Annotated in this window: 6 protein-coding genes; all 6 read left to right on the forward strand. The window is 28.1% G+C overall.

All coding sequences use genetic code 11. From position 1 onward, the window contains the following. Nucleotides 1-26: 26 nt before the first annotated feature. Nucleotides 27-314 (forward strand): hypothetical protein, encoded by a 288-nt coding sequence (locus Q0F58_RS17590; RefSeq protein WP_294379163.1) that lies wholly within the window; start codon nucleotides 27-29, stop codon nucleotides 312-314. Nucleotides 315-328: 14 nt separating this feature from the next. Further along, on the forward strand, nucleotides 329-538 hold the full coding sequence (locus tag Q0F58_RS17595; protein WP_191739941.1) for a hypothetical protein: 210 nt from the start codon (nucleotides 329-331) through the stop codon (nucleotides 536-538). Between the two features lie 99 nt (nucleotides 539-637). After that, entirely contained in the window at nucleotides 638-1,021 is a 384-nt protein-coding gene (locus Q0F58_RS17600; RefSeq protein WP_191739940.1) for a hypothetical protein, read from the forward strand. A 259-nt stretch (nucleotides 1,022-1,280) separates the two neighbouring features. Next, complete coding sequence (locus Q0F58_RS17605; protein WP_294379164.1) at nucleotides 1,281-2,945, forward strand: recombinase family protein; 1,665 nt, start codon at nucleotides 1,281-1,283, stop codon at nucleotides 2,943-2,945. 152 nt (nucleotides 2,946-3,097) lie between these two features. Next, on the forward strand, nucleotides 3,098-4,057 hold the full coding sequence (locus tag Q0F58_RS17610; RefSeq protein ID WP_294379165.1) for a hypothetical protein: 960 nt from the start codon (nucleotides 3,098-3,100) through the stop codon (nucleotides 4,055-4,057). Then, the gene (locus Q0F58_RS17615; protein WP_294379166.1) at nucleotides 4,047-4,223 is read left to right on the forward strand and encodes a hypothetical protein; all 177 of its coding nucleotides are present in this window, start codon (nucleotides 4,047-4,049) and stop codon (nucleotides 4,221-4,223) included. Before Q0F58_RS17610 ends, Q0F58_RS17615 begins: the two co-directional genes overlap by 11 nt. Nucleotides 4,224-4,329: the final 106 nt, after the last annotated feature.

A 4,329-nucleotide genomic window follows, 5' to 3' on the forward strand; every position in this document is an offset into this window, starting at 1 on the left:
AAATAGGATATAACTAATGATCATTTTTGTACATTTTTATTTTCCATTTTCTGTTCATTGTTATATTATCATTTACATCATTTAATGATAATAAGATAGCAATAGCAAAACAACTACCTAATAATGAAAATTATTTATATATAAAACATTATAAATCTAAAGGAATTCTTTACTCAGCAGGGATTGTAAATGAAATAACTTGTAAATACAACTTAGATTTTAGCAATAAAACATCTATTACATTTTCTGATGTTGAATATATTACTTATGAAAAAGATATAGTAGCAATAATCACTGTAGATAATAACAATTAGTAGGAGTGGATGATATGAATGAATTAAAAATAAAAGATGTAGAAAATTTAATTAAAGAAATAATAATGATTTATAAATATCTAGAGAATATTCATAGAGGTATAGATATAGTTCCAAGAGCCAAAAGTTTAATAGATTACGAAGATATGGATGGGGATAGGCTTGATTTACTTAGGTATCATCAAATAAATGGTAATTGTTATGATGAAACAAAAAATCAATAGAGGTATTAGTATATGAATAATGATACTTTTTAGTACAATGTTTAGTTAGTAGTTCAATAAAGACGATAAATTCAAGGTGAAAAAAAGGAGAAAGTAAATATGGAAGTTTTAAATAAAATAAAAGATAGAAATATAGGTTTATATATAAGAAAAGAGAATTACAATGAGAATCTTTCAACAGGATATGGAAGGTTACAATGGCTAAGACATGAGCTTGAGGAACATAAAGGAGAAATAAAATTATATATAGATGAATATGATAGTGTTTTTAGGTTTAGTGAATTAATGAGTGATATAAAAGATGGTGAAATTGAAGGATTACTACTATGGTCAATAGAAGATATTAGACCTAATTTAATATTTAGTTTAGGGATGGAATGTAAAAGTAACAATATACCAATAGTAAGTTTTTGTGAATCCGATGAATGGATTAATGAACTAGTAGAAAATCAAAAATCATTTAAAGATAAGAATGTTGGATAAGGAGAGATAAATATGACTAAAGATAATCAAGTAAATGAGGTAATAGATTTAATTTCAGAGATGATAATTAAATACATAACAGATAATAAGCAAGATAAGATAAGAAGAAATGTAATATAGAAGAAAAACAAGTTACATAAGTTTTTACGGAAAATATCGAAGTATCGAAATGACGATAACAACGATATTTTCCGTTATAAAAGTAGAAGTTAAGTATATATTATAAATCTGATTATAAATAAAAATGGAGGGAATTTAAATGTTAAGTAAGAAAACATTAGTTGCAATTTATTCAAGGGTAAGTACTATTGAACAAGCTGAGGAAGGTTACAGTATAGATGAACAAGAAAGACTACTAATAGAGTGGTGTAAGAAGATGGACTATGAAGTTTACAAATGTTATGCAGATAGGGGGATTAGTGGTAAAGATATTAAAAGCAGACCAGCTTTAAAAGAGTTACTTAGTGATGCAGAGGAAAAGAAATTTCAGATGGTTCTAAGTTGGAAGATTAATCGTATCAGCAGAAAGCTGGAAGATGTACTAAAGATAGTTAATATTCTGGAGAATAACAATATTTCTTTTAAGTCCTATTCTGAACCATTTGAAACTAATACTCCAGCAGGAAAAATGCAATTTCAGATGATGGCATTAATTGGAGAATTTGAGAGAGGGACTATAGCTCAAAATGTGAAAATGGGCATGTGTGCTAAAGCCAGAGCCGGTGAATGGTGCGGTGGGCGAGTGTTAGGGTATGATTTAGTTCAAATGGAAAAGCAACCAGGAGCTAAAAGAACTAAAACTAAACTTGCTATAAATGAAAAGGAAGCAGAAGTAGTTAGATTTATCTTTAATGAATATGGCAATGGAAAAGGGTACAAGGCTATAACTAATCAACTAAATAAGATTGGTTATAAAACTAAACTTGGAAACAATTTTTCAGTAGGTTCTATAAGAGAAATCTTAACTAACCCTGTATATATAGGAAAGGTTAGATATAATGTTAGACAGAACTGGTCAGAGAAAAGAAGAAGGAATATAAATGCTAATCCTATAATAACAGATGGAGTACATGAACCTATAATAGATGAAGTGTTATGGGATAAGGTACAAGCAATAATGGAAAGTAAGAAAGGTAAACCTTCAAGAATATATGATGGTGAGTATCCACTAACAGGAATACTAAAGTGTCCTAAGTGTGGGGCTGGTATGGTGATTTCAAGAACTACTAATAAGTTAGCTGATGGAACTAAGAAGAGAATAGCTTACTACTGTTGTGGAGCATGGAAGAATAAAGGTACAAGTGTATGTAATTCTAATACAATAAGAGTTGATAAAGCTAATGAATATGTATTCAATAAGATTTCAGAATTACTTTCTAATGAGAAAATGGTTAAATCTATAGTAAATAACATTAATAAGGAAAGACATAAAAAGATAAATCCAGCTAAGAAGGAGTTAGAAAGAATAGATAAGGAGCTTGAAAAGATGGATAGGAAGAAAATTAAGCTTTTCGAAGCATATGAAGAAGAACTAATATCTAAGGAAGAGTTTAAGGAGAGAAAAGATGAGCTAAATAAAAGAGCAAAAAGTCTTCAAGAGGAAAAAGAGCCATTGCTAGTTACACTTTCAGATGATGTAAGTGAAGAAATACCGTATGAGTTCATAAAGAGCATACTAGAGAATTTCGGAAAAGTTCTAACAGAAAGTGCAACTAGAGAGCAACAGAAAAAGTTGCTTCATATGATAATATCAGAAATAACTATAAATGAAGCAAGAGAAATAGATTCAATAAAACTAAAAATAAATGATAGCTTGGTTGACTATATAAGTAAAGAAGAAGGAGTGTCTATAAAGGATATTCCTTCTTCTTTTATGCTAAGAAATGTTGGGATGAGTGTATTGAACTTAGATATAGCTATATAACTTAAATTATTAGAGTAAATTGTATTTATTTGTTACCTTACTAATCTATTAAGAAAATTTTGGTATAATATATTTGTATAAATGTATTCAGTTAAGAAAATTTTGGTATAATATATTTGTATAAATGTATTCAGTAAGAGAGTGGTTAATGAATGGATAATAAAATAATTAAAATAATAGAGAAAAAAGAGAAAATAAAGATAGTTAATGAAGAAGATATTGAAGCTATAAAGGATATATTTATTGGACCAGTTAAGGATGTAATAAGAGTAGCAAAGGAAAAAGATGAAGAAGTAGAGACTATATTTAAAGCAGTTATTCCTCAAGAGTTTATAGAAGCTATAAAAAATGGTGATTTTAAACTAATGGAGAGTAAGGGTGGCGAGATACTCCCGAATATAGTTAATCATAAAAATAAGATAGTTAAGCAAGTAAGATTAGAAGAAGTAAAACAAAAATTAGATGATAAAAAAGTAGATAAATTAGGGGAATATGCTTTAGAACAGAAATTAGATGCAATTAGAGAGCAGATAGAGGAAGTAGTTTGCCTTTTAGAAGATATTGAAAAAGGTCAGAGAAATAATAGATACGCTAATATAGATGGTGCAATAATGGATATAAAACAATCATTACTTATAGAAAATGATAACTATAGAGAAATATTACAGGCAAATGCACATAGCAAATTAAATTATGCGTTAGATTCAATATATAAATCTTTCAATGAAGAAATAACTTTCTTCAAGGAGTGGGAAAATAGAGGCTTTATTGAGAAAAATTTAAGACCGAGTAAATATTCAACTAAAAATATAAAAAGAGTTTTTTATGGGCTATGTAAAGATTATTTATACATCAAAAAAGCTAAAAATGTACTAATAGAGCTTCAGTTAAATTTAGGAATAAAAGAATGTGAAATTCATTCTTTACTAAATGAATTTTATAAGGAAGATAAAAGGATAGAGGAAACTAATATAAAGAGTTGGCTTCCACCAAGGAATAATAATAATGAATGGCAACATAAGATATTAAATATGCCAAATTATGATAATAAAATTGTAATAGAATATAACATTACAGAATTATTGAAGGAGGAAGAAGAAAATGGAGTGTAAAAAGAAAGGGTGTAAAAATCTAGCTTATGATGGGAAATATTGCAACTATCATCAAGCAGAAATAGAAGACAGAAATAAAAAGATTCGTAGTGTGGGTATGGTTATTGGAGTTGCTACGATTGGATTAGTAAAGAAAAAGTTTTTTGGAGGTTCTAGTAAGGGCTGATAAAAAAACCTCACTTAATACTGATACGGAGAACCGTATCACAAGTAAGTGCGAACTTTACCAAAATTGGATATATAAATGAAAGGTAGGTCTGCTTTAATTCTGC

Origin of the sequence: uncultured Clostridium sp., assembly GCF_934754915.1 — a bacterium.
Taxonomy (GTDB): Bacteria; Bacillota; Clostridia; order Clostridiales; family Clostridiaceae; genus Clostridium.